The sequence below is a fragment of the Streptomyces sp. ITFR-6 genome (genome assembly GCF_031844725.1).
Classification (GTDB): domain Bacteria; phylum Actinomycetota; class Actinomycetes; order Streptomycetales; family Streptomycetaceae; genus Streptomyces.
Genome location: NZ_CP134612.1, coordinates 6,587,388 through 6,611,019 on the forward strand (window position 1 = coordinate 6,587,388; position 23,632 = coordinate 6,611,019).

20 protein-coding genes, 1 tRNA gene and 3 pseudogenes are annotated in these 23,632 nt (G+C 72.9%); 16 read left to right on the forward strand and 8 right to left on the reverse strand.

The features are described from left to right. The first annotated feature begins 273 nt into the window (after window positions 1-273). The 5 genes and pseudogenes from RLT59_RS29925 (at window position 274) to RLT59_RS29945 (ending at window position 5,233) form a co-directional block, all read left to right on the forward strand. Window positions 274-1,796, forward strand: a pseudogene (locus tag RLT59_RS29925) (flavin monoamine oxidase family protein). 82 nt (window positions 1,797-1,878) lie between these two features. Further along, window positions 1,879-2,817, forward strand: coding sequence for a PAC2 family protein (locus RLT59_RS29930; protein WP_311306285.1), 939 nt, complete (start codon window positions 1,879-1,881; stop codon window positions 2,815-2,817). Window positions 2,818-2,872: 55 nt separating this feature from the next. Then, complete coding sequence (gene coaE, locus RLT59_RS29935) at window positions 2,873-3,475, forward strand: dephospho-CoA kinase (protein ID WP_311306286.1); 603 nt, start codon at window positions 2,873-2,875, stop codon at window positions 3,473-3,475. Window positions 3,476-3,541: 66 nt separating this feature from the next. Next, window positions 3,542-3,904, forward strand: coding sequence for a tetratricopeptide repeat protein (locus RLT59_RS29940; RefSeq protein WP_311306287.1), 363 nt, complete (start codon window positions 3,542-3,544; stop codon window positions 3,902-3,904). A 210-nt stretch (window positions 3,905-4,114) separates the two neighbouring features. Then, entirely contained in the window at window positions 4,115-5,233 is a 1,119-nt protein-coding gene (locus tag RLT59_RS29945; protein ID WP_311306288.1) for an ADP-ribosylglycohydrolase family protein, read from the forward strand. A gap of 13 nt (window positions 5,234-5,246) precedes the next feature. Here the strand turns inward: RLT59_RS29945 and RLT59_RS29950 are convergent, their stop codons facing one another. The 3 genes from RLT59_RS29950 to RLT59_RS29960 are packed head-to-tail and all read right to left on the reverse strand — an operon-like array spanning window position 5,247 to window position 9,280. Further along, a complete protein-coding gene (locus tag RLT59_RS29950; RefSeq protein WP_311306289.1) occupies window positions 5,247-6,329 on the reverse strand; it encodes a tyrosine-protein phosphatase in 1,083 nt (360 codons plus the stop codon). Window positions 6,330-6,385: 56 nt separating this feature from the next. Continuing rightward, complete coding sequence (locus RLT59_RS29955; protein ID WP_311306290.1) at window positions 6,386-8,377, reverse strand: hypothetical protein; 1,992 nt, start codon at window positions 8,375-8,377, stop codon at window positions 6,386-6,388. Window positions 8,378-8,380: 3 nt separating this feature from the next. Beyond that, the gene (locus RLT59_RS29960) at window positions 8,381-9,280 is read right to left on the reverse strand and encodes an SGNH/GDSL hydrolase family protein (protein ID WP_311306291.1); all 900 of its coding nucleotides are present in this window, start codon (window positions 9,278-9,280) and stop codon (window positions 8,381-8,383) included. Between the two features lie 192 nt (window positions 9,281-9,472). Here RLT59_RS29960 and RLT59_RS29965 point away from each other — a divergent pair, with 192 nt between their 5' ends. Then, window positions 9,473-10,678, forward strand: a complete 1,206-nt coding sequence (locus RLT59_RS29965; protein ID WP_311307906.1) for an RsbRD N-terminal domain-containing protein — start codon at window positions 9,473-9,475, stop codon at window positions 10,676-10,678. Between the two features lie 49 nt (window positions 10,679-10,727). Then, window positions 10,728-11,406, forward strand: a pseudogene (locus RLT59_RS29970) (class I SAM-dependent methyltransferase). A gap of 50 nt (window positions 11,407-11,456) precedes the next feature. Here RLT59_RS29970 and RLT59_RS29975 read toward each other — a convergent pair. Beyond that, a complete protein-coding gene (locus tag RLT59_RS29975; protein ID WP_311306292.1) occupies window positions 11,457-11,804 on the reverse strand; it encodes a hypothetical protein in 348 nt (115 codons plus the stop codon). A gap of 165 nt (window positions 11,805-11,969) precedes the next feature. Between RLT59_RS29975 and RLT59_RS29980 the strand changes: the two are divergent. The 3 genes and pseudogenes from RLT59_RS29980 to RLT59_RS29990 form a co-directional block, all read left to right on the forward strand. After that, window positions 11,970-12,581, forward strand: a pseudogene (locus RLT59_RS29980) (SPFH domain-containing protein); the annotation flags it as partial. 180 nt (window positions 12,582-12,761) lie between these two features. After that, window positions 12,762-15,680, forward strand: coding sequence for an SCO1167/SCO6262 family helicase (locus RLT59_RS29985; protein ID WP_311306293.1), 2,919 nt, complete (start codon window positions 12,762-12,764; stop codon window positions 15,678-15,680). Further along, the gene (locus RLT59_RS29990) at window positions 15,677-16,990 is read left to right on the forward strand and encodes an SWIM zinc finger family protein (RefSeq protein WP_311306294.1); all 1,314 of its coding nucleotides are present in this window, start codon (window positions 15,677-15,679) and stop codon (window positions 16,988-16,990) included. Before RLT59_RS29985 ends, RLT59_RS29990 begins: the two co-directional genes overlap by 4 nt. Before the next feature lie 25 nt (window positions 16,991-17,015). Here RLT59_RS29990 and RLT59_RS29995 read toward each other — a convergent pair whose 3' ends face one another. Continuing rightward, window positions 17,016-17,324: a hypothetical protein gene (locus tag RLT59_RS29995; RefSeq protein WP_311306295.1), complete on the reverse strand. Its 309-nt coding sequence runs from the start codon at window positions 17,322-17,324 to the stop codon at window positions 17,016-17,018. Between the two features lie 88 nt (window positions 17,325-17,412). Between RLT59_RS29995 and RLT59_RS30000 the strand changes: the two genes are divergently transcribed. Further along, window positions 17,413-18,144 (forward strand): DUF7873 family protein, encoded by a 732-nt coding sequence (locus RLT59_RS30000; RefSeq protein WP_311306296.1) that lies wholly within the window; start codon window positions 17,413-17,415, stop codon window positions 18,142-18,144. A 33-nt stretch (window positions 18,145-18,177) separates the two neighbouring features. Continuing rightward, window positions 18,178-18,264: transfer RNA gene (locus RLT59_RS30005), tRNA-OTHER, on the forward strand. Window positions 18,265-18,578: 314 nt separating this feature from the next. Here the strand turns inward: RLT59_RS30005 and RLT59_RS30010 are convergent. Next, entirely contained in the window at window positions 18,579-19,205 is a 627-nt protein-coding gene (locus RLT59_RS30010) for a cysteine peptidase family C39 domain-containing protein (protein ID WP_311306297.1), read from the reverse strand. Window positions 19,206-19,291: 86 nt separating this feature from the next. Continuing rightward, entirely contained in the window at window positions 19,292-20,503 is a 1,212-nt protein-coding gene (locus RLT59_RS30015; protein ID WP_311306298.1) for a pyridoxal phosphate-dependent aminotransferase, read from the reverse strand. A gap of 85 nt (window positions 20,504-20,588) precedes the next feature. Between RLT59_RS30015 and RLT59_RS30020 the strand changes: the two genes are divergently transcribed. After that, window positions 20,589-21,266 carry a winged helix-turn-helix transcriptional regulator gene (locus RLT59_RS30020; protein WP_311306299.1) on the forward strand — a complete coding sequence of 226 codons (678 nt, stop codon included), beginning with the start codon at window positions 20,589-20,591 and terminating at the stop codon, window positions 21,264-21,266. A gap of 122 nt (window positions 21,267-21,388) precedes the next feature. Further along, on the forward strand, window positions 21,389-21,868 hold the full coding sequence (locus RLT59_RS30025; RefSeq protein WP_311306300.1) for a cupin domain-containing protein: 480 nt from the start codon (window positions 21,389-21,391) through the stop codon (window positions 21,866-21,868). Window positions 21,869-21,894: 26 nt separating this feature from the next. Here the strand turns inward: RLT59_RS30025 and RLT59_RS30030 are convergent, their stop codons facing one another. Then, window positions 21,895-22,260: a nuclear transport factor 2 family protein gene (locus RLT59_RS30030; protein WP_311306301.1), complete on the reverse strand. Its 366-nt coding sequence runs from the start codon at window positions 22,258-22,260 to the stop codon at window positions 21,895-21,897. 41 nt (window positions 22,261-22,301) lie between these two features. Here RLT59_RS30030 and RLT59_RS30035 point away from each other — a divergent pair, with 41 nt between their 5' ends. Together RLT59_RS30035 and RLT59_RS30040 are read left to right on the forward strand one after the other, a co-directional pair. Next, complete coding sequence (locus RLT59_RS30035) at window positions 22,302-22,976, forward strand: hypothetical protein (protein ID WP_311306302.1); 675 nt, start codon at window positions 22,302-22,304, stop codon at window positions 22,974-22,976. A 7-nt stretch (window positions 22,977-22,983) separates the two neighbouring features. Further along, on the forward strand, window positions 22,984-23,631 hold the full coding sequence (locus RLT59_RS30040) for a nucleoside/nucleotide kinase family protein (protein WP_311306303.1): 648 nt from the start codon (window positions 22,984-22,986) through the stop codon (window positions 23,629-23,631). Window position 23,632: the final 1 nt, after the last annotated feature.

Sequence of the window (23,632 nt, forward strand, 5' to 3'; positions counted from 1 at the left end):
CCGTGTCAAGGTCTGGACCAATACCGTGGGGGCTGTGGGGACTGTGAGGCCCACGGGGAGCGTGAGGGGCGTGAGCGGGGTGAACAGAGAGAAACGTGCGGGATGCACGAGTAACTGACGGCACGTAACACGCCCTTGCCAGGATCCCGGCAACCTCAGGATCCGGACAGGAGCCGCCCCATGAACCAGACTTCGCACCACTCCTCCGTGACGCCCGGCGACAGCCGCCGCACCTTTCTGCGCAACGTCGGCATCACCGGCGGTGCGGGCGCCATGTTCGCCACCATGGGGGCCCTCGGCCTCGCCCCCACCGCCCAGGCGGCAAGCCGCGAACCCGCCTACCACGCCCCCAGCACCAGCGACTTCCACCTGAAGGGGAAGGCCGCGGCCAAGGTGGTCGTCGTGGGCGGCGGCATCGCCGGTCCCGCCACCGCATACGAGCTGGGCAAGGCCGGCTACGATGTGACGGTCCTGGAGGCCCGCGGCCGCACGGGCGGCCGCAACTTCACCGTGCGCGGCGGGGACTCCACCACCGATATCCACGGCGTCCGGCAGACGGCCCGGTTCAGCGACGGCCAGTACATGAACTGCGGGCCCGGCCGGATCCCCCAGTGGATGGTCACCCTCGACTACTGTCGCGAACTCGGCGTACCCATCGAGATGTTCACCAACGTGGACGCCAACGCCTATATCTACAACGAGAAGGCGGGCATGAAGGCCCCGGTGCGCTACCGCACCGCCAAGGCCGACGTGTACGGCTATGTCGCCGAACTCCTCTCCACGCCCCCGACAAGGGGGCGCTCGACCGGCAGATCTCCGCCGACGACCAGGAACGGCTCATGGAGTTCCTGAAGGACTTCGGTGACATCGGAGACACGCTCGACTACACCGGAAGCCCCCGGCGCGGCTACCGCGTCGACCCCGCGGCCGCCGGGGCCCCGGGCGAGGAGCTGGGCTCCGTACCCTCCGCCTCCGAGGTCTTCGCCAGCGGCGTCGGGCGGTACTTCGCCTTCGAGTTCGAGTACGACCAGGCGATGCTGATGTTCCAGCCGGTCGGCGGCATGGACCGGATACCCGCCGCGCTCACCCGGGCGACAGGGGAGCGCCGGATCCGTACCGGCGCCGCCGTCACGAAGATCACCGACACCTCGCACGGCGTCACCGTCACCTACACCCAGGCGGGGCGCACCCGCAGCATCGAGGCGGACTACTGCGTGGCCGCGCTGCCGCCCGACATCCTGGCCAAAACCGCCCACAACCTGGGCCCGGCCGTCCAGACCGCGCTGGAGGCCTGCAAGCCGTCCTCGGCCGGGAAGATCGGTCTTGAGTACCGCAGCCGCTGGTGGGAGAGCGACCACCGGATCTACGGCGGCATCACCGAGACCGACATGGACCTCGCCCACATCTGGTACCCGTCCTACGGCCACCAGGGCAGGCGGGGCACCCTCATCGGCTACTACAACACCGGCGCGGACGCCGACGCGTACGCCGCTCTCACCCCGGCGCGGCGGGAGGCGCGGGCCGTGGCCCAGGGCGTGAAGATCCACGGTGAGAAGTACCGGACCGAACTCGCCACGTCGTTCTCCCACCACTGGCGGCAGACCCCGTACCTGGAGGCGTCCTGGCACTCACTGGCGGGCGGCCCCGACGCCCCCGTCTTCGCGCCGCTCAACCGGGCGGCAGGGCGGGTCTACTTCGCCGGTGACTACCTGAGCTACGCGGACGCCTGGCAGCACGGCGCGTTCACCTCGGCGCGGAAGGCGGTCACCGCACTGCACGCGCGGGTACTTGAGTAAACACCATGTGAAGGGGCGCGGGAGGGAATGCCCGTGCCCCTCGGGGCGTTCTTCTTCAGGAACACAAGGAGGAGCGGTAACCGTGGCTGATCCGCAGAGTTTGTACGAATGGGACCCGAAGGGCCTGGCAGTCGTCGACATGGCGCTGGCCCAGGAGTCGGCCGGCCTGGTCATGCTCTACCACTTCGAGGGGTACATCGACGCGGGTGAGACCGGCGAGCAGATCGTCGACGGTCTGCTCGAATCGCTGCCGCACCAGGTGGTGGCCCGCTTCGACCACGACCGCCTCGTCGACTACCGCGCGCGGCGTCCCCTGCTGACCTTCCGGCGCGACCGCTGGACGTCGTACGAGACCCCGACGCTGGACGTCCGGGTGGTCCAGGACGCCACCGGGGCGCCGTTCCTGCTGCTGTCCGGGCCGGAGCCCGACGTGGAGTGGGAGAGGTTCGCCGCCGCCGTCGAGCAGATCGTCGAACGGCTCGGTGTCCGCCTCGCGGTCAACTTCCACGGCATCCCGATGGGCGTCCCGCACACCCGCCCCGTCGGCATCACCCCGCACGGCAACCGCACCGACCTGATGCCCGGCCACCGCAGCCCGTTCGACGAGGCACAGGTGCCCGGTTCCGCAGAGGCCCTGGTCGAGTACCGGCTGATGGAGGCCGGACACGACGTGCTGGGTGTCGCCACCCACGTGCCGCACTACGTCGCCCGCTCCGCCTACCCCGACGCCGCGCTCACCGCGCTGGAGTCGATCACGGCCGCGACCGGGCTGGTCCTGCCGGCCGTCGCCCACGCGCTGCGCACGGAGGCGCACCGCACCCAGACGGAGATCGACCGCCAGATCGGGCAGGGCGACGAGGAACTCGTCTCGCTGGTCGAGGGCCTTGAGCACCAGTACGACGCGGTGGCGGGCGCCGAGACCCGGGGCAATCTGGTCGCGGAGCCGGTGGACCTGCCGTCCGCCGAAGAGATCGGCCTCGAATTCGAACGCTTCCTGGCGGAGCGGGAAGGCGACAGCTGACCGCCGGCAGCTGACCGCCGGTCCCTTCCAGGGACTGGGGGGCTAGGCTGCCGCCATGCTGAAAGTGGGCCTGACCGGTGGAATCGGCGCCGGCAAGAGCGAAGTGTCCGCGCTGCTCATCGGCCACGGAGCCGTCCTCGTCGACGCCGACCGGATCGCCCGCGAGGTCGTCGAACCCGGGACCCCCGGGCTCGCCGCTCTCGTCGAGGAGTTCGGCACCGGGGTCCTCACCCCGGACGGCAACCTGGACCGGCCGAAGCTCGGCTCGATCGTCTTCTCCGACGCCGGCCGGCTGGCCGCCCTCAACGCGATCGTCCACCCGCTGGTCGGCGCCCGCTCCGCCGAGCTGGAGCGGGCCGCGGGCGCCGGCTCGGTGGTCGTCCATGACGTCCCCCTCCTCACGGAGAACGGCCTCGCCCCCCTGTACGACCTGGTCGTCGTCGTGGACGCCGCTCCCGGGACCCAGCTCGACCGGCTCGTGCGACTGCGCGGGATGACGGAGGCGGACGCACGGGCCCGGATGGCCGCGCAGGCCACCCGCGAGGAACGGCTCGCCGTCGCGGACCTGGTCATCGACAACGACGGACCGGTCGAGGCCCTGGCACCTCGGGTCCGCGAGGTCTGGTCGGAGCTGGTGCGGCGGGCCGAGGCCGGCTGACCCGGACCGGAATACCGGGCCCCGGAGCGACGTTCACACCGAGGTGGCCGAGGGAAGGATGCGACTGTGCCCGAGAGGAACCCGGAAACCGACGTCATCGACTTCCGCGCGGCCGAGCAGCTGCTCGCGGCGCGCGACCCCCGGGGCGCCGTGAAGCTGCTCGACTCGGTGATCGCCTCGCACCCGGAGAACACCGCGGCCCGGCTGCTGCGCGCCCGTGCCTTCTTCGCGGCCGCCCAACTGCGCCCCGCCGAGCTCGAATTCGAACTCGTCCTGGAACGCGAGCCGGACAACGCCTTCGCGCACTTCGCGCTGGCCCGCACCTTCGAGCGGGCCGGCCATCCGGAACGGGCCACCCGCCACTTCAGGCTCGCGGCGGCTCTCGACCCCAACCCGGAGTACCTGAGGGCCGCCCGCTTCGACGGCTGACGCGTGAACGCCGTCAGGCCGTCGTCAGGCCCTCATGGGGCTGAAGACGGCCGGGGCCGGGCCCCATAGACTCGGCCGGTGCCGCAGTCGCAGCGAACTGCGCGCGGTCGTCGGTTCACCTAACGGTACGCATGGCATCGCCTCTCCTGCCGGCATGGACCCGCGACAGCGGAACGCGGCGGACCGACGAGAGAGTGTGGGGTGCCGGCGATGAGCGGTGCGGCATGGGGGAACGGTTCCGTCCGGAGGGCCCGGGTCCGGGGATGCCTGCTGGGCGGGGCGATAGGGGACGCGCTGGGCAATCCGGTGGAGTTCCTGTCGCTCGCGGGTATCCGCCGCGCCCACGGTGAGCAGGGCGTACGCGGCCTGACGGCCGACGAGGACGGGGTCACCGGGCGCGTCACGGACGACACCCAGATGACGCTCTTCACCGCGGAAGGCCTGATCAGGGCCCACTCCCGGGCCATGGCCAAGGGCATCGGCGGCGCCGAGACCGCGGTCATCAGGCACGCCTATCTGCGCTGGCTCGACACCCAGAACCACCCCGCGCCCCCCGCTCGCGGCGGCGAAGACCTGGTCCGTACCGGCTGGCTCAGGGAGCAGCCCTGGCTGTACGCGCGGCGGGCCCCCGGCAACGCCTGCCTGACCGGGCTCGCGGCCGGCCACACCCCGGATCCGAGGGCCCCGCTCGACAGTCCCGGCCCGGTCAACACCGACTCCAAGGGCTGCGGCACGGTGATGCGCTCCGCCCCCTTCGGGCTGACCGGCGGGCCCGTGGACGAGAGCTTCGGGCTGGCCGCCCGGTGTGCGCGGATCACCCACGGCCACCTCACCGGCGCCTACGCGGCCGGTGCGCTCGCGGCGGTCGTCGCCCACCTCATGGAGGGCGACTCGCTGCCCGGCGCGGTGCTGCGGGCCATGGAGCTGCTGGCCCGCCACCCCGGCCACGAGGAGACGTCCGCCGCGCTCCGGGCAGCCTACGAGCTGGCCGGCCGGGGCGCGCCGAGCGCGGAGAAGGTGGAGTCGCTCGGCGCGGGCTGGGTGGCGGAGGAGGCGCTCGCCATCGCCGTGTACTGCGCCCTGGTCCTGCCGGGTGCGGATCAGGTGGGCGAGGCCCTGCTGCTCTCGGTCAACCACTCGGGCGACAGCGACTCCACCGGGGCCGTCTGCGGAAACCTGCTCGGCGCCCACCACGGCGACGTACACCTTCCGCCGTCCTGGCTGGTGCGTACCGAGGGGCGGGCGGTGATCACCGAGGTGGCCGACGACCTGTCCCTGGAGTTCGAGCACCCGGTGGACTGGCCTGGCGACCGCTATCCGGGGTGCTGATCAGGGCCGCGCCTCAGTCGGTCAGGAGCTTGGCGCGCAGGGCTGCCACGGTCGCCGCGTCGAGCTTCAGCCCCTCGCGGACGTAGCTGTCGAAGTCGCCGTACAGGTGGTCAGCCTCGTCGAACGCGGCGCGCAGCCAGCTCAGTTCGACGGCTTCCGGGTTGCCGGTGTACTGGTTGCTGGCGAGGAAGTCCGCCTCGACCGTGGCGCGCGGGACGCCGAGCAGGGTGAGCAGGACGGCGGTGCCCCAGCCGGTCCGGTCCTTGCCGGCGCTGCAGTGGAACACCGTGGCACCCGAGGTGTTCGTGGCGACGGCGGTGACCAGGTCGTGGAACGCGTAGTCGCCGCCCACGAAGTTGACCATGAACGGGTAGCCGATGGACTGGCCCAGGTCGGACGAGCCGGAGAAGAGTCCGGCGGCGACGGCCTGGGCCAGGGTCATCAGGGCCGAGTCGTGGAAGCGGATGCCGTGGCTGAGCGAGACGACGTCCGCGACCTGGTAGGCGACACCGGCCGGCAGCCGGTCCGGGTCGTCGTGGCGCTCCATGGCGTTGCGCAGGTCGACATCGAGCGTGAGGTGCTGGGAGACCAGCCGCTGCTGCTCGGCGTCGGTGAGGCTGTTCAGCTTGCCGGAGCGGTAGACCAGGCCGGAGCGGACCCACCGCCCGTCGGTGGTGCGGTAGCCGCCGATGTCGCGGAAGTTGCGGGCGGACTCCAGGCCGAGGGAGCGGTCCGCGACGACCAGCGGGCTTCCGCCGTCCGGGACCAGCCGGAAGTACCAGCGCCCGGACTCCGGGAGTGTCCCGGCGGGCACGGTCAGCGAGCCGGTGCCCGGGGCGGTCCCGACGGGGACGCCGGTGGTGGCGTCGGGGGAGGTGACGGCGGTGACGGTGACCGACGTGGCAGGGGAGGCCCAGGCGAGGGTGTGGCCGCCGTCGGCCGTGCGTGCGGCGGTGGCGGAGGTGAACGGTACGGCGGACTGCGCCGTGGCCGTCGCCGTCGCGGCGGGCGGGGCCGCGAGCGCGGACGGGGCCAGTGCCGTACCGGCGAGGAGGGCGGCCGCGACGGCGGCTCCGGCTATGCGGTGCGTGCGCATGGGTGCTCCTTGTCTGTGCCCGGCGGGCGTCCTGGCCCGCCGGGGCGGCGGAGGTGTCAGGAGGTGGGGGTGGCGGTGCACGGGGTGGTGCCACAGACATTGATGACACGGCCGGTGGTCAGGAAGGTGGCCTTCTGCTGACGTGCGGCGGGCGAGTTGCGGGGATCCTCGTGCGGGTCGTGGCCGTACTCGGGCCCAACGGGCGGGGTGTTGGTGAGCGGCGGCGTCGGGGTGCCGCTGTCCCACACGGTCATGGCCGAGCCCCGGTAGGGCGGTTGACCCGGTCCGGTCCGGCGGATGCCCCAGTACGGGACGGTGTCCGGGCTCCGTCCGGCGGCGAGCGTCGGTGACAGGACACGGGCGCCGATGGTGCGGGCCTCCACCTCGGCCGCCGCGTTCGCGACCTGGTGGTCGCCGTAGGCGATGTGCAGCAGTACCTCGTGGTGGTCGGTGAGGTGGTTCGCGTACGCGTTCGTCTCGCCCCGGTCCCACACCATCTGGAACAGCTGGAGGACGAGCTGCTGGTGCAGCTTGTCCGGGTAGGACGCGTCCAGTACCTGCTGGAACGGTGCGAAGTCGGCGCTCCGGTTGAGGAGCAGCCCGTAGTTCATGGCGGTGACGCCCAGCACCCCGCGCCGGATGTCGGGCGAGGCGGCGACGAGCGCGCCGCCGAGGATGCCGCCCTGGCTGTTCCCGTCGTACGCGAGGCCGTGCCGGGTGTCGAGCAGCGGGCGGCCGCCGGCGGTACGGAAGGCGGGGTCGGTGCCCAGCCCCCTGGCGTGGATCAGGGCGCGGCCGAGGAACAGGGCGTTCAGCATGCCCTGTTCGCTGCGTTCGGGGACGGCCGGGAAGAGGCTCGGGTCCGCGAGTCCGCCCAGCACGACGGGGATGTCCTCCTGCGCCATCCCGATCCAGTCCGTCGCGCAGAACGTGAAGTCGTGCTCGGCCGCCATGTCCTTGACGTTGCCCGCGCCCACCTCCGAGCGGCGGCCCAGCAGCCCGTGCCCGTAGAGGGACGGGCGGGACGGGGTACGGAAGGCCGCGCGCGGGATCTCGCAGCGGAACTCCGCGGTCTGGCTGTTGCCGGGCAGGGCGCGCGGGGTGCCGTCCCGGCCCCGGTTCAGCACGGAACCGGGCGGGCCGCCCGGCAGGTTCAGATAGCTGGGTACGGTGATCCGCCCCGTGACCTCGCGGGCGATCCGGGCGTCCTGGGCGGGGGTGAGGTCGGTGACCCCGGTGACGGTGAAGCCGGGCGGGCGGTTGCCGAGCCGGCGGAACGCGTCGTCGCGGATGGTGAAGAGATCGCCGCTGAGGCTCCGGGTGGACGCGACGGTGAAGTCCCAGGCCAGATTGAGCCCTTGGGCCGTGACCCCGGCCCGGCGCAGGGCCGTGAGCGAGGGGCGGAGCCCGTCCTGGCGGGCGCGCAGCGGATCGTGGGCGGGGAGCCGTCGGCCGGCGACGGCGGCGAACGGGGCGGCGGCCGGGATCGTACGGCCCGTGGCGTCCTTGAGGCGGCGCAGGGCCACGGCGTAGTGGTGGCCGTCGTGGAAGTTGCGGGCGGGGTGGATCAGCAGCGCCTGCCGGGCGGGCTCTGTGGCGTTGGCGTCGAGCTCTGCCCAGTACGGCCACCTCTCACCGGTCGTGGTGTCCAGGAGGACCACGGGCGCGTCCCGGTCGAGGGAGCGGCCGATGTCGGTGAGCGGGGCCGCGCCGGTCGCGGCCAGGTCGAGCCCCGGCACCTGGGCGATCAGGGCGGAGCCGGGGGAGAAGCCGTCGGACCGGTTCCAGGCGGCCGGGTCGACCGGGAGGCCGGTCGCGGGGCGGGGGAGCACCGCGGTGTCGAAGGCCACCCGGCGGCCCGTGCCGCTGCCCGGGTCCGGCCGGGTGTACCAGTCGTTGGGGAACGGCAGCAGGCACTCGGCGGGTGCCAGCGGGTCGCAGCCTCCCCCTGGGGCGTGGCCCGCCGGAGCCGCGTGGGCGGGCGGGGCGAGCAGCGCGGCTGCGCCGAGCGCCGCCGCGAGCAGGCCGTTGAGCAGCCGCTGCCGCACGCGTCAGCTCCCCTGGAGGTGTACGCCGATGACGCGGGCGTAGTTCGCCTCGCCCTGCCGGTTCGGGTGCAGGGGCGCGGCGGCGGCCGTCGGCACGTACCCCTCGACCCACTTCTCCGAGGGGGCCTGGCAGGAGTCGTGGCCCTTGCTGGGCGTGGCGAGGTCGATGTACTCGGCGCCGTGCGCGGCGCTCTGCTGCGCGATCACCGTGTTCATCCGGTCGACGCTGCCCTGGAGGAAGTCGGCGTCCACCGGCAGCACCGGCTGGAGCGGCCAGCAGCCGCCGGGCTTGATGTACAGCCCGTAGCCCGTGACGATCACCCTGGCCTGCGGCGAGCGCTGGTGGATCCCGTCCAGTACGGCGGCCATCCGGGGGACGAACTCCGCGATCCGCTGCCCCACCTGGTCCACCCCGCCCTCGTTGTACTTGTCCTTGCACGGGGTGGCGGACGGGTCGAGGTTGGTGCAGTCCTGCGCGATGCCGACCAGGCCGGTGTCGTTGCCGCCGATGGTCAGGGTCACCAGATCGGTGTCCGCGCGCAGCGCGTCGAACTGGGGCGGCGCCGAGCCCATGGGGACGTCGAGCAGGGAGAGCGACTGCTTCTCCGTCATGTGCTTGGACGCCGCTCCGCTGCAGGTGACGTCGGTCAGCGTGGCACCCAGGCTCGCCGCCAGCTCGTGCGGGTAGTTGTGCGTGGAGCGTCCGCAGGCCAGCGGCCCGGTGATGCCCGGGATGAGCGGCCCGGAGGCCATCGAGTCCCCGAGCGCCACGTACGAGGTGGTGTCGTCGGCGGCCGCCCAGGCGCCGGACGCGCCGGTGCCGACGGCCAGTCCGGTCAGCGCGAGTACACCGACCGCTGTTCTGACGGTCCGGCAGAATGCCTTGTTCCGGGACGAGTTCACGGCGACCTCCGGTGGTGGGGGCGAGGCGGGGCATGGCGGGTGTCGCCGGTCATCATGCAGACTCGAACGCCGTCGTTTAACTGGTGGGTAACGCAGACTTCCGCGGGGGTTTTTGTGACGCGTGACAAAGAGCGGTCCGTCGTGAGGGGCGCGGGCGCGGGACCGCGGGACTGCGGACCGCCGCCGCCGTGCATCGGCGGACGGCCGGTCGCCGCCCAGCTGCGCGCCCGCGCACCCGCCCTGACCAGCCGCGTCGTCGACCGGCTGCTCCGCGATCTGCCGGTCTACGCGGAGCTGCCCCACGAGGAGATCGCGGGCGACATCGCGGACATCGTCCAGCACAACCTGCGGCTCTTCGCCGATGTCGTCGAGCACCGCCGCCCCGCCACCGACGCCGAACTGGCCCAGCAGCGCGACTCGGCGGCCCAGCGCGCGGAGGAGGGCGTGCCGCTGGACGCCATCCTCGCCGCGTACCAGGTCGGCATCGCGATGTGCTGGCAGGAGACCGCCCGGGACGCTGGCCCCGCCGATCTGCCGGCCGTCCTGGAGATCATGGACCGCATCATGGTCCTCCAGCAGCAGCTGACCTCAGCGGTGAGCGGCGCCTATCTGGAGGCCCGTCAGATCCTGGACAGCCAGGAACACGGCGGCCGGCACGCCCTGATGGCCGCCCTGCTGACCGGTGAGTCCCTGGAGCTCCTCACCCAGCGCACCGGGCTGCGTCCGGCGGCCGGCTATCTGACGATGACCCTCGCGCTCGCCCCGCACCCCGACGAGACGGGCCAGGCGCCCGGACCCGGCACCGGGGTGGCCGCCCGCCGCAAGATCCGCCGTATCCGCGCGGCCCTGGACCGGTTCGCCGGCACGCCCGCGCTGACCGCGCTCGACGCCTCCGGCGGCACCGTCCTGCTGCCCGTCGCGGAGCCGCCGCCGTGGGACGGGCCCGGCGGGCTGCGCGAGCTGATCGCCGAGGCCACCACGGCGGCCGGGGTGCCCGTCACCGCGGCCGCCGAGACCGCGGAACCGGCGGCGGTCCCGGCGGCCGTGGCCCGTAACGCGGAGATCGTCGGCCTGGTCGCCCGCACCGGCCGGCCCGCCGGGCTGTACCGGCTGGCCGACGTGCTGCTGGAGTACCAGCTGAGCAGGCCCAGCGAGGCGCTGCACGGACTCGCCCGGCTGCTGCACCCGCTGGAGGCCAAACCGGAGCTGCTGCGCACGCTGGAGACCTACCTCGGGCACGGCCTGGACCGCCGGGCCGCCGCGGCGGCGCTGCACGTCCACCCCAACACCGTCGACTACCGCATCCGCCGCATCGACCGGCTGACCGGCCTCTCCCCGGCCCGCCCCGCCGACCTCCAGTACCTCAGCGCCGCGCTGGTCGCGCGCCGCTCCGTGTGAGGGGAACCGCGGCTGCGGACGGTTCGTTCGGGGAGATACGAGCGGACGACTGGTACGTGAGGGCTGTTCAGGGACGGGGCCCGGCGCCATCACCCCGGACGGCTGTGCGGTCGAGCTGTAAACCCGGCTGCCGGTCGGTGACGAACCCGACGTGATCGCCGGGGCGGTCCCCGCCGGATCGAGCATTCTGGAACTGGGCTGCGGGGCGGGCCGGGTGACGCACCCCCTGCTCCGGCGTGGCTTCGCGGTCACCGCGGTGGACGAGTCGGCGCAGATGCTGGAGCAGGTGCGGGGCGCGCGTACGGTGCGCAGCCCCATCGAGTCCCTGGAGCTGGGTGACGAGACGCTCGACGTGGTGATGCCGGCGTCGTTCCTGGTGCACTCGGGCGACCATCAGGTGCGGGACGGTCTGCTGCGGACCTGCCGGAGATATGTGCGCGACGGCGGGGTGGTGCTCATTCAGCGCGAGGGGAAGGACCTCCACACCGGCCTGCCTCGCGAGCGGGTCGACCCGGCCGGGTACACGGTCCGCATCGTCTCCTCCGAGCCGGTCGGCGACGGGGTGCATTCGGTGCGCGCCGAGTACCGACGACGCGCGCTGGACGCAGACGTTCCTGTCGCGGCCGATGTCGAAGGAGCGGTTCGAGGGATATCTGGCCGAGGCCGGTCTGCGCGTGGACCGCTACCTCACCGACGACGGGGTGTGGGTACGGGCCCTGCCCGAGTAGCCGGGACCGCGGGCCCGCACCGGCTGCGGGGCCCGCGGCGGGAGCCCGGGTCAGTGCACCGTGCTGAAGCTGCGCCAGGGCAGCGAGTCGGGCGCCTTCTGGCCGGTGAACGTGGTGGCCAGATAGGTCGTACCGGGCCCGGTGCAGTCGCGGGTGCGGTACAGGATGATGTCGATCAGGGTGCCGTTCTCCACTTCCTTGGCGCCCGCCGGGGCCAGCGGGTGGCAGCCCCGTACCGAGGGGCTGTTCACCTGGATCACGGCCTCCCGCTCGGTCGTGTAGGTGACCGGACCGACCGCGGTCCGGCCGAGGCCCGAACATCCCGCGACGGTGAGGGTCAGGAGGGCGGTCCCGGCTGCGGCGCCGAGGCGGCGCCGTCGGTTGTCGATCACGGGCATGGCAGGTCCTCGTCTGTCTCGTCCGGCTCATCCGTACGCGCTCCGTCACGCGGCCCCGTACGCCACGGGGGTACGTGCTGACGCTGGTCACCTTGCCCGCTCGCCGTCCGCCCGGCATCCGGGAGACCGCCGGGCGGGCTACCGGTGCGCGGAATGTGCGGACAGATGATCGACAGCCCCGCGGTCGGCTGGGGTGTGCAGATCGACCGGGTGGAGATCAAGGACGTCTCGCTGCCGGAGACGATGAAACGCTCCATGGCGCGTCAGGCGGAGGCGGACCGGGAGAGGCGCGCCCGGGTCATCAACGCCGACGCGGAGCTCCAGGCGTCGAAGAAGCTGTCCCAGGCGGCGGCCGAGATGTCCTCCCAGCCCGCGGCCCTGCAGCTGAGACTGCTCCAGACCGTGGTGGCGGTGGCAGCGGAGAAGAACTCCACCCTGGTGCTGCCGTTCCCGGTGGAGCTGCTCCGCTTCCTGGAACGGGCCCAGCAGCCGACAGCGCCGGAGGGTGTGGAGTCCCCGCCGCAGGTGCCGAAGGCCCCGGCCGGCCAGGCGCCGCCGGTGGAATCGGCGGCGCCCGTGGCGTCGGCGGAGCCCGAGGAGCCCGTCGAGCCCGTCGAGCCCGTGGAGTCGTCGGAGTCGGCCGGGGCCGCGTCTTCGTCCACGTCTCCCTCACCCGGCCCGGCGAGGACGGCCCCCGCGCCGAAGCAGGCCCCGGCCGCGGCGAACCCCGGGCCCCGTCCCGCACCCACCGGCTCGAAGCCGCTCGCCAGACACTGACGACACCACCCACGGGCCCGCCGCCGCACCCCGCCAGGACAGCGGGGCGGCGGTGGGCCCGTGGTCCGCTGTCGGACCCCCCGCCTAGACTCGCGAGTCAGAGGGATCCGGTGCCGCAAGGGCGCCGGGGACCGCGAACCGAGCCCTTGACCAGGGCCTTGGACATGAGGGGAGGGGCAGGTGGCCATCGCAGCACCGACGCGGGACGCGGCTGTCGGCCGTCTGCTCCGCTGTGCGGCCGTCTTCCTTCCCGCACCGCTGCCGAGAGAGGGACGCGTCGCGTTCTGGGACCCGGAGGGAGCCCCGCTCCCCGTCCTTGCCACGACGACGGGCCTCGCCACGACGACCGGCCCCGGCACCGCCCCCGGCGCGGACGGCCGGGTCTCCGAGATCACCGTCGTGCGACGGCACGGCGATCAGGGCGACGTCCGCCCGCAGACCGTGCCGGCCCTCGTGCTGCCCCTGGCCGACGCCGTGCCCCTGCTGGCCCGTGCCCGCCACCAGCAATCCGCCCACCCCGCCACCCGGTGCTGGGGCGCCGCCGCGCTGCACGCGCTCCATCTGGTGGCCGGCGGCCGGATGCTCCCCGGGCTGACGCCCGAGGACCACGACGCCTGGCGGGCCGGGCCGCGCGCCGCGGAGGACGTCGCGCATCTGCGTGCGGTCGCCGCGGCGATGCCGCCCGAGGGGTACGCGGTGCCGTTCCCCGGCCGCACGCCCCTCCAGGTCCCCGAGCCGGAGCCGCTCATCGCCTCCTTCCTCGACGCGGTGGCCGACACCCTGCCCCGCACCCCCGCGGCGGCGTTCGCCATGGGGGCGCCCTTCGCCGCCACGGAGGCCCAGCACCTGCCCGGCGCCAGGGAGTGGGCGGTGGCGGTCGCGGCCGGGCTCGACGCGGGCGTACGGGTGTCCCTGCGCCTGGACCTCTCCGCGTACGAACTCTTCGACACGACGGACACGGCCGGTCCCGGCAGCCCGGACGACGCCGCACGGCATGCCGCCGCGGCCGTCACCCAGGTGCACAGCCTCGCGGACCCGACCTACGTCGTCGACGCCGCCGCCCTCTGGAACGGCGGGGCGGGCGAGCCCTTCGGCCCGCGCGCCCGGATCGACGCCGTCCTCGCGCTGCGCCGCGCCGCCCGCGTCTGGGCCCCGCTGGAACGGCTCCTGGACCAGCCCGTCCCCGATGTACTGGCCCTCACAGAGGACGAGTTGTACGAACTGCTGAGCGATGCCGGGGCCCGGCTCTCGGCCGCCGGGATCAGCGTGCACTGGCCCCGGGAGCTGGCCCGCTCGCTCACCGCCGCCGCCGTCGTGCGGCCCGCGCCGGGCACCGCCACCGACGGCACCGCGTTCTTCGACGCCGAACAGCTCTTCGCCTTCAACTGGCAGCTCTCGCTGGGCGACCAGCAGCTCACAGAGGCCGAGATGGACGTGCTGGCCGAGGCCCACCGGCCCGTCGTGCGGCTGCGCGACCAGTGGGTCGTCGTCGACCCCGCACTGGTGCGCAAGGCGCGCAAGCGGGAGCTCGGCCTGCTCGACCCGGTGGACGCCCTCGCCGTCGCCCTGACCGGCAGCGCGGAGGTGGACGGCGAGCAGGTCGATGCCGTGCCGGTCGGCGCGCTCGCCGCCCTCCGCAGCCGCATCGTCGACGACGACACCACGATCGCACCGCCGCCCGGCCTCGACGCGACACTCCGCGACTACCAGCTGCGCGGCCTCGCCTGGCTCGACCGGATGACCGCGCTCGGCCTCGGCGGCTGCCTGGCCGACGACATGGGCCTCGGCAAGACGATCACCCTCATCGCCCTCCACCTGCACCGCGCCCACCCCGCGCCCACCCTGGTGATCTGCCCCGCCTCGCTGCTGGGCAACTGGCACCGGGAGATCAACCGCTTCGCCCCCGGCGTGCCCGTGCGCCGGTTCCACGGCACCGACCGCAGCCTCGCCGGGCCCGACGGCGGCTTCGTGCTCACCACGTACGGCACGATGCGCTCCAGCGCCGCCGAACTGGCCGCGCACAGCTGGGGACTGGTCGTGGCCGACGAGGCACAGCACGTGAAGAACCCGCACTCCTCGACGGCGAAGGCGCTGCGCACCATCCCGTCCCCGGCCCGGGTCGCCCTGACCGGCACCCCCGTCGAGAACAACCTCTCCGAGCTGTGGGCCCTGCTCGACTGGACGACGCCCGGACTGCTGGGCCCCCTCAAGGCGTTCCGGGCCCGGCACGCCCGGATCGTGGAGAACACCGGCACCGCCGCCGGGATCGGCAACGACGAGGCGGTCGAGCGGCTCGCCCGGCTGGTCCGCCCGTTCCTGCTGCGCCGCAAGAAGTCGGACCCGGGCATCGCCCCCGAGCTGCCGCCCAAGACGGAGACCGACCACCCCGTCTTCCTCACCCGCGAACAGGCCACGCTCTACGAGGCCACGGTGCGCGAGACCATGGCGTACGTCGAGGCGTCCGAGGGCATCGCCCGGCGCGGCCTCATCATGAAGCTGCTGGCCTCGCTCAAGCAGATCTGCAACCACCCCGCGCAGTATCTGAAGGAGGAGCCGACCAGGCTCACCGGCCGCTCCGGAAAGCTCGCCCTGCTCGACGAGCTCCTCGACACGATCCTCGCGGAGGACGGCTCCGTCCTCGTCTTCACCCAGTACGTGACGATGGCCCGGCTGCTCTCCGCACACCTCACCTCGCGGGCCATCCCCTCCCAGCTCCTGCACGGCGGCACCCCGGTGGCCGAGCGGGAGCGGATGGTCGACCGCTTCCAGTCCGGCGAGGTGCCGGTGTTCCTGCTCTCGCTGAAGGCGGCCGGCACCGGCCTGAACCTCACCAGGGCCGCCCACGTCATCCACTACGACCGCTGGTGGAACCCGGCCGTCGAGGAACAGGCCACGGACCGCGCCTACCGCATCGGGCAGACCCAGCCGGTCCAGGTGCACCGGCTGATCGCGGAGGGCACGGTCGAGGACCGGATCGGTGAGATGCTGCTCGCCAAGCGCGCCCTGGCCGACGCCGTGCTCGGCGTCGGGGAGACCGCGCTGACCGAGCTCAGCGACCGCGATCTCGCCGACCTCGTCTCCCTCCGGAGGCCGTCATGAGCCCCCGCCCCGACTCCCTTCGGCCGGCCCGCGAGGCGCGGCCGGGCGCCCGGTCCCGGCCGGGCCCCGACGACCTGCGGCGGACCTTCGAAGCGGTACCCGCGCGGACGTCCGGCGACGACGAGCCGTTCGCGGACAGCTGGTGGGGCCGGGCCTGGGTGGCGGCGCTCGAAGCCCTGTCGATGGACGCGGCGAGACTCGCCAGAGGCCGAGCGTACGCGGACGGCGGGCATGTCGCCGCGGTCACCGTCACCCCCGGCCGCGTCGTCGCCTATGTGCACGGCAGCCGGCCCCGGCCCTACCGTGCCGAACTGCGGCTGCGCACCTTCACCGACGCCGACTGGGACACCTTCCTCGGCGCGGTCGCCGCCCGCCCGGACCACCTGGCCGCGCTCCTCACCAAGGAGATGCCGCACTCCCTGGTGGACACGGCGGCCGCCTCCGGCGTCACGCTGCTCCCCGCGGCGAACGATCTGGACCCCAGCTGCTCCTGCCCCGACCACGGCTGGCCCTGCAAACACGTCTCCGCGCTCTGCTACCAGATGGCCCGGCTCCTGGACGCCGACCCGTTCGTCCTGCTGCTGCTGCGCGGCCGGGGCGAGCGCGAACTCCTGGAGGACCTGGGCCACCGCAACGCCGCGCACTCCGCACGGGAGCGGCCCGAGGCTCCCGCCACCCCCTCCGTACCGGCGAAGGACGCGCTGGCGGACCGCTTCCTGCCACCGCTGCCCGCCCCGTTCCCGGTGGCGCCGCACCCCGGGCAGCCGCCCTCCTACCCGAGCCTGCCCGGCAGCCGCGACCCGCTCGCCCTCGACCAGCTCGCCACGGACGCGGCCGCCCGCGCCCACGCCCTGCTCACCACCGGCCGCGACCCGCTCGCCGGGCTGACCCCCTGGCAGGACGCCGTCCGGCTGGCCGCCGCCCGCCCCACCGCCGGGCTGACCGCCACCACCCGCGCCCTCTACCGCGAGCTGGCCTCCGCGACCGGCCGCAACATCACCGACCTGGCCCGCGCCGTCGCCGCCTGGCGCCAGGGCGGGGCCGAGGGGCTGGACGTCCTGGAATCGCAGTGGGACCCCCCGGCGGGCCCGTTCGACCGGGCCCGCCCGGCTCTGGCCGCCGCCGGATTCCCCCGCTTCCAGCCCTGGCGCAACCACCTCACCCACCCCGGGGGCACCCTCCAGCTCCGCTTCGGCCACGACGGCCGCTGGTACGGCTACGAGTCGGACCCTGGCCAGGACGAGTGGTGGCCGCGCGCCGCACCGGACACCGACCCGGTGGGCGCGCTCCTGGAGCTCAGCGGCGGCTGACCGCTCAGCCCCTCCAGGCGGAACATCAGCCCTTCAGCAGGAACAGCAGGCCGATCAGCAGGACGGCGACGACCGGCAGCACGATCATCCGCGCCTTCCGGAACGACTCGTCCTCCTGCTGCGCCAGTCCCCGGTCGGCCCCGTGCGCCGTGGCCAGGTGCTCCCCGGCCATGTCGACGATCCGCTCCGTGGTCAGGAGTGACGGACGCCAGTCGCAGTGGGCGCACACCAGGAAGTCGCGGTACGGGTCGTACCGGAAGTCCCGCTCGATGTTGACCGTGAAGACCTGCCCCTGCCCGGTCGTGGCGGTGAAATGACGTATCGCGGCGCCCATGCGGCCTGCCCCCTGCTGAGATCGGTATCCGGTGCCCTGCCCAAAAAGCGCTGGCGCGGCTGGTGTTGATGTTGCTAGCTTCCTGGGTGTGGCGAAACTCAATCAGATCATCGCAGTGGAGAAGGGCGTCAAGTCCAAGGCTCACCAGGACCTGACGGCGGCGCATCACGGCCTCCAGAAGGCCGGTCTGCTGGCCGGGATCTCCCGGACGTACCAGCCGAAGGACGAGGAGGGCGAGCAGCTGCCGCCCGAGTCGACGCCGGTCCAGATCAAGGCCGAGGACGTGCTGCGCCAGACGGCGACGACCCTCACCCGGCTGTTCGACGTGACCGCCACCAAGGACTGGGCGAACTGCGCCGCCCGCGCCGACATCTCGGTCGACGGCCGGGTGCTGGTGGCCGGCGTGCCGGTCTCGTATCTGCTCTTCCTGGAGAAGCAGCTCACCGACATCACCACCTTCATCCGCAAGCTGCCGGTGCTCGAAGCCTCCGAGGCCTGGGCCCAGGACCCGTCCACCGACTCCTGGAAGACCGAGCCGGTGCGGACCCTGCGGACCAAGAAGGTGCCCCGCAACCACGTGAAGGCTGAGGCCACCGAGAAGCACCCGGCGCAGGTCGAGGTGTACTACGAGGACGTCCCGGTCGGCTACTGGACGACCGTGAAGTTCTCCGGGGCGCTGCCCGCGCGGCGGATCAACGAGCTGACCGACCGGGTCGAGAAGCTCCAGCAGGCCGTCAAGTTCGCCCGCGAGGAGGCCAACGGCGTGGACGTCACGGACCAGCGAGTGGGTGATGCGGTCTTCGGTTACCTCTTCGGGTGACCGACCAAGGAATCCCCGGCGGCGGTCGAAGCCGCCGGGGTGCGCGAGGAGCGCAAAGCTGAAACTGAAGTTTGTCGTGACGACGCGGTTACGGTGGAGGTTCGAGTCCTCCCCCCGGCACTTCCGCAGCTCCTGCGGATGCGGGCCGGGGTGGCCCAACTGGCAGAGGCAGACCGCGATCAATCTCAGACTCTTGCTCCAGACTCAGCATGCGCCGCCTATCGCCGAATCGACCGGGCCCGTGCCCGTGTGCGTCGAGATGCCGGTTCGACTCCGGCCCGCGGAGCTCCGGTCCGCGGTTGTCTAAAGGCAGGACGCGACGACATAAAACTGATACGGGACCTTAAACGTGTCGGCGTGCAGTACAGGCGGCATCACAGGGCTCGGGGGTCGGCTACACCCCCGGGCCCGCTCCTGTTCCGGGGCCCGGTCCGTCAGGCCCGCGCGGCCAGCGACACCCCGCGCCCGGCGAAGAACCGCGCGAACTCGGCCAGCGCAAGCTCCGCCGCCCGGGTCTGCGCGCTCGTGCCCGAGGGATTGTGGAAGTGCACACCCCCGCCGTCTGCCGTGCGCGAGGTCAGGAGCACCAGATGGCCGCCGCGCCCCGGTGCGGGCCGTTCGGGATGACGGATCGCGTAGTGCACGGACGCCATGACGGACCGGCCCGCGTCCAGCAGGCCGGGGATCTCCTCCGGCGAGAGGTGCCGGTGGACGGTGGCGTCGAGGCCGTGGCTCTCGCGTACGTAGTCGGCGAAGGGGGCGTAGACCAGGCCGTGGATCGCCCCGTCCGGATCCTCGGTGTACGCGCCGTACCCGAGCGCTCCGTCGCGCAGCGCGAAGAGGGGCGGGGCATCGGCGCCGAGTGCCATGCGCAGACAGGTCATGCCGCACAGGTGCCCCGCCCAGCGCGCGTACTCCGCGGGCGACTTGGCGCCCGACTCCGCCCACGCGGGGTCGGAGGCCGGATCGAGCCCGCCTTCGACGATCGGCCCGACCAGCTCGAACGAGGCGAACTGGGTGTGCACGGGGACCCGGCAGGTGGCGCAGGTGGAGCGGCTCACGATCGGTATCCGTTCATTTACGGCGTCCGTCCATCTCCAGCGCCCGTTCAGCTCCGAGTCCGGTCACTGCCGGAATCCGGGCAGGGTCACTGCCGGTAGCCGGTCAGGAAGCGGCCGATCCGGCTGATGGCCGCGTCAAGATCGTCAGCGTACGGGAGGGTCAGGATCCGGAAGTGGTCGGGCCTCGGCCAGTTGAAGCCGGTGCCCTGCACGACCTGGATCTTCTCCCGCAGCAGCAGGTCCAGGACGAACTTCTCGTCGTCGACGAGGGGGTGCACCTTCGGGTCGATGCGCGGGAAGGCGTACAGCGCGCCCTTCGGCTTCACGCACGACACCCCGGGGATCTCGTTCAGCTTCTCCCAGGCGCGGTTGCGCTGCTCGTACAGCCTGCCGCCCGGCACCACCAGCTCCCGGATCGACTGCCGGCCGCCGAGTGCGGCCTGGATGGCGTACTGCGCCGGGGCGTTGGGGCACAGCCGCATGGAGGCGAGCATGGTCAGCCCCTCCAGATAGCTGCGCGCGTGCTGCTTGGGGCCGGACACCACCATCCAGCCCGAACGGAAGCCGGCCACCCGGTACGTCTTGGACAGGCCGCTGAAGGTGAGGCAGACCAGGTCGGGCGCGAGGACTGCCACGCTGTGGTGCTCGGCGTCGTCGTACAGGATCTGGTCGTAGATCTCGTCGGCGAACACCATCAGCCCGTGCCTGCGGGCCAGATCGAGGATGGCTTCGAGGACCTCGCGCGGATACACGGCGCCGGTCGGATTGTTCGGGTTGATGATCACGACGGCCCTGGTCCGGTCGGTGATCTTCGATGCCAGGTCGGCCAGGTCGGGGTTCCAGTCCGAGGCCTCGTCGCACATGTAGTGCACGGCCTTCCCGCCGGCCAGCGTCGTCACCGCAGTCCACAGCGGGTAATCCGGTGACGGGATCAGCACCTCGTCACCGTCCTCCAACAGGCCCTGCACGGCCATCGAGATCAGCTCGGAGACCCCGTTGCCGAGGAAGATGTCGTCCACGTCGACCTCGGTGAGCCCCATCGCCTGGTAGCGCTGCGCCACGGCCCGGCGGGCGGAGAGGATGCCGCGCGAATCGGTGTAGCCGTGGGCCTGCGGAAGCATCCGGATCATGTCCTGGACGATCTCCTCCGGCGCCTCGAAGCCGAACTGCGCCGGGTTGCCCGTGTTGAGCCGGAGCACGCTGTGGCCCGCCTCCTCCAGGGCGTTGGCGTGTTCGATGACCGGGCCCCGGATCTCGTAGCAGACCTCGTTGAGCTTGCTGGACTGGCGGAATTCCATGCGGTGCCTCCCCGACCCGACTGTGATACTTGGTTTTACCAAGCTTGAGCTTGGAAAGTCCAACAACATGTCTAGACTGCGTCGCATGCCACGTGAGCAACAGCCCGCAACCCGCCCGGCCCGCCGCCGGAGTTACGACCAGTTCTGCGCCGGCGCACGCGCCCTGGACGCCGTCGGCGACCGGTGGACCCTGCTGATCGTCCGTGAACTGCTGGCCGGTCCGCGCCGGTACACCGATCTGCACGCGGACCTGCCCGGCGTCAGCACGGACGTCCTGGCCTCCCGGCTCAGGGACATGGAGCAGGGCGGACTGGCCACCCGCCGCCGGCTGCCGCCGCCCGCCGCCGCCGCGGTCTACGAACTCACCGAACGCGGCCACGGCCTGCTGCCCGTCCTCGCCGCACTCGCCGAATGGGGAGCACCCGCCCTCGCGGAGCGCCGGCCCACGGACGCGGTCCGGGCGCACTGGTTCGCGCTGCCGCTGCTGCGCGCACTGGACGGGCCCGGCGGACCGGCCGGTGACGGAGTGCTCGATGTCCAGCTGGACGAGGGCGAGTTCCACGTCAATACGGGGGTACGGGAGCCCGGCGGCGCGGTCTACGGGGACGGCCCCGCGGAGCGGGCCGACGCGCGCATCGTGCTCGACGCCGAACTCTGCCTCGCCCTCGGGCGCGGCGAGGCGACCTTCGCGGAGGCGGTCAGGGACGGACGCATCGAGGTGTCCGGCGAAGGGCCGCTGGCCGCCGGGCTGCGGGGCGAATGACGAAGGACTGATGACGACGGCGGCGGGACGGTTCGCCCGGCCGGCTCCTGGGTAGCGTCGGGGCATTTGGGATGCCAGGGGCATCAGATGATGCCCGGGGCACTGATGCGGAGGAGTGGCCCATGAGACGTGGCGGACAGCAGGGGCGGCCGGTCAAGGCGCTTGTCATCGGGGGCTGTGTGGCAGCGCTCTGCTTCGTGCCTTCGGCGGCCGTCGCCACTCCCGGCAGCGGTGTGAGCGGCACCGTCGTGGCGGAGGGCACCTCGCCGGGCAAGCTGAAGGTGAAGACGCCGAAGGGCCGTACCGACGTCACCTTCCGGAAGATCACCGTCGAGCCCGGCGGCTCCACCGGCTGGCACACCCACCGCGGCCAGCTGATCGCGGTGGTCAAGAAGGGGACGCTGACCCGCACCCTGGACGACTGCTCGGTCGAGGTGACGCCCGCCGGAACGTCCTTCATCGAGCCCTCCGGTGCCAAGCACCGCCACATCGGGCGCAACCTGGGGACCGAGCCGGTCGTCCTCTGGGGGACCTATCTGCTGCCCGAGGGCAGTGAACTCTCCGACGACGCCGACGCCGTGGACTGCGGAGGGAAGAAGTGAGGCGGGGCTGAGGCCCGCCCCCGTCCTCAGCGGGCGAGCGTCTCCCCGTGCGCGCCGAGGCCGCCGATCACCAGCCCGTCCCGGAACGTCAGCACCTCGTACACCCGGCCGCCGATCTGGTTGCGGTAGTCGATCACCAGGGTGTCGACGCTCACCTGGACGTCCATCACCTCGAACTCCAGGTCCGGGATGAGCTCAAGACCGCGTGCCCAGTAGGCACGCAGCTGGTCCTTGCCGCGCACGGTGCCGGAGGGGTCGCCGGTGAACCGGGTGATCATGGGGGAGCTGAACGTCACGTCCTCGTGATAGTGCGTCAGGATGCGCTCCAGATCATGGGAGTTCCAGTCGTCCTGCCACTGAGAGGCGAACGTGCGGGCGAATTCGAGATCCATGGGGAAGATCGTACGAGGCGGCGCCGGAAGGGTGGCAGGCAGTGAGTGAAGCGGGCCCCGGCGACCTCGATCCGGCGCGCCGGGCCGCGCCGGCGCGGCAGCTCCTGGGCACGCTCCGCTCCCACTGCGCCGGATCGCGGGCGGAACCGAGGGGGTCGCTCGCGAAGGGGACCGCCGACGCGCACAGCGATATCGACCTCCGCTGGACCGTGCCCGACGGACGGTTCGCGGACTGCGTCGCCGCCGTCCCGGAGCTGCTCGGCACGGTCCGGCACGTCGCCTCGCTGCGGGTCGACCCCGAGCTGGGGAACTCCCGGGCCAGGCGGCTGCTCTTCGTCGACTTCGACGGGCTGTCCCTCTTCTGGCGGCTGGATCTGGAGATCGTGGCGCTGTCCGTCGCGGACCGGCCCGGCTACGACCAGGACAACCCGGCGGCGCGCAGCGACGACTGGTCGAGGCCCGCCAGTGCGCTCGCCAACGCCGTCGCCGCCGTGAAGGCGCTGCTGCGCGGCCGCCCGGAGACCGCAGCGGGCCTGCTGGAACGCGGCTTCGCCCGGATCGGGGTGGCGGACCCGCTCTCCGGCGACTGGTTCACCGACATCACCCGCCTCGCCGCTGCCGCCGCCGCGATCGAGCCCGCCCGGGGCCCGCTCGCCGAACGCGTCGCGCGACTGGCGGCTGACCACCGGACGGACCTCGGCCGGCCGGGGCGATGATGGTGACGTGCGATTCGAAGCGATCACCTGGGAACGGCTGGCGGACGCCCTCGCCGCGCACGCCGACGCGCTGGAGCCGTCCGGCGGCGGGCCCTGGCTCAAGGTCGCCGTCGACGGGGCCCCGGCCGCCCGGACCGGCGAGCTGGCCGAGTCGCTCGCCCAGGCGCTGCGGCTGCGCGGCCGGTCCGTGCTGCCGGTGTCCACGGCGGGGTTCCTGCGGCCCGCCAGCCTGCGGTACGAGTACGGGAAACGGGACCCCGACTCGTACTACGCCAGCTGGTTCGACACCGGAGCGCTCTGGCGCGAGGTGTTCGGGCCGCTGGAGGCGGGCGGCGACGGGCGGGTGCTGCCCGACCTCTGGGACCCGGCGACGGACCGGGCCACCCGGAGCCCCTACCGGCTCCTTCCGGAGGGCGGGGTGCTGGTGGTGCACGGGCCGTTGCTGCTGGGGCACTGGTTCCCGTTCGACCTGAGCGTCCACCTGCGGCTTTCGCCGGGCGCGCTGCGGCGGCGCACGGAGGAGGCCGAGCAGTGGACGCTGCCCGCCTTCGCACGGTACGAGGACGAGGTGGCGCCCGCCGGGACCGCGGACGCGGTCGTCCGGGCCGACGACCCGCGCCATCCCGCCTGGACGGGGCTGCGGGACAGCGACTAGG

Excerpts from the sequence above, each read along its gene's own strand:
- coaE (WP_311306286.1), top strand. The coding sequence starts at position 2,873 with ATGCTGAAAGTGGGCCTGACCGGTGGAATCGGCGCCGGCAAGAGCGAA.
- RLT59_RS29945 (WP_311306288.1), top strand. The coding sequence starts at position 4,115 with ATGAGCGGTGCGGCATGGGGGAACGGTTCCGTCCGGAGGGCCCGGGTC.
- RLT59_RS29950 (WP_311306289.1), bottom strand. The coding sequence starts at position 6,329 with ATGCGCACGCACCGCATAGCCGGAGCCGCCGTCGCGGCCGCCCTCCTC.
- RLT59_RS29975 (WP_311306292.1), bottom strand. The coding sequence starts at position 11,804 with ATGCCCGTGATCGACAACCGACGGCGCCGCCTCGGCGCCGCAGCCGGG.
- RLT59_RS29990 (WP_311306294.1), top strand. The coding sequence starts at position 15,677 with ATGAGCCCCCGCCCCGACTCCCTTCGGCCGGCCCGCGAGGCGCGGCCG.
- RLT59_RS29995 (WP_311306295.1), bottom strand. The coding sequence starts at position 17,324 with ATGGGCGCCGCGATACGTCATTTCACCGCCACGACCGGGCAGGGGCAG.
- RLT59_RS30015 (WP_311306298.1), bottom strand. The coding sequence starts at position 20,503 with ATGGAATTCCGCCAGTCCAGCAAGCTCAACGAGGTCTGCTACGAGATC.
- RLT59_RS30020 (WP_311306299.1), top strand. The coding sequence starts at position 20,589 with ATGCCACGTGAGCAACAGCCCGCAACCCGCCCGGCCCGCCGCCGGAGT.
- RLT59_RS30025 (WP_311306300.1), top strand. The coding sequence starts at position 21,389 with ATGAGACGTGGCGGACAGCAGGGGCGGCCGGTCAAGGCGCTTGTCATC.
- RLT59_RS30030 (WP_311306301.1), bottom strand. The coding sequence starts at position 22,260 with ATGGATCTCGAATTCGCCCGCACGTTCGCCTCTCAGTGGCAGGACGAC.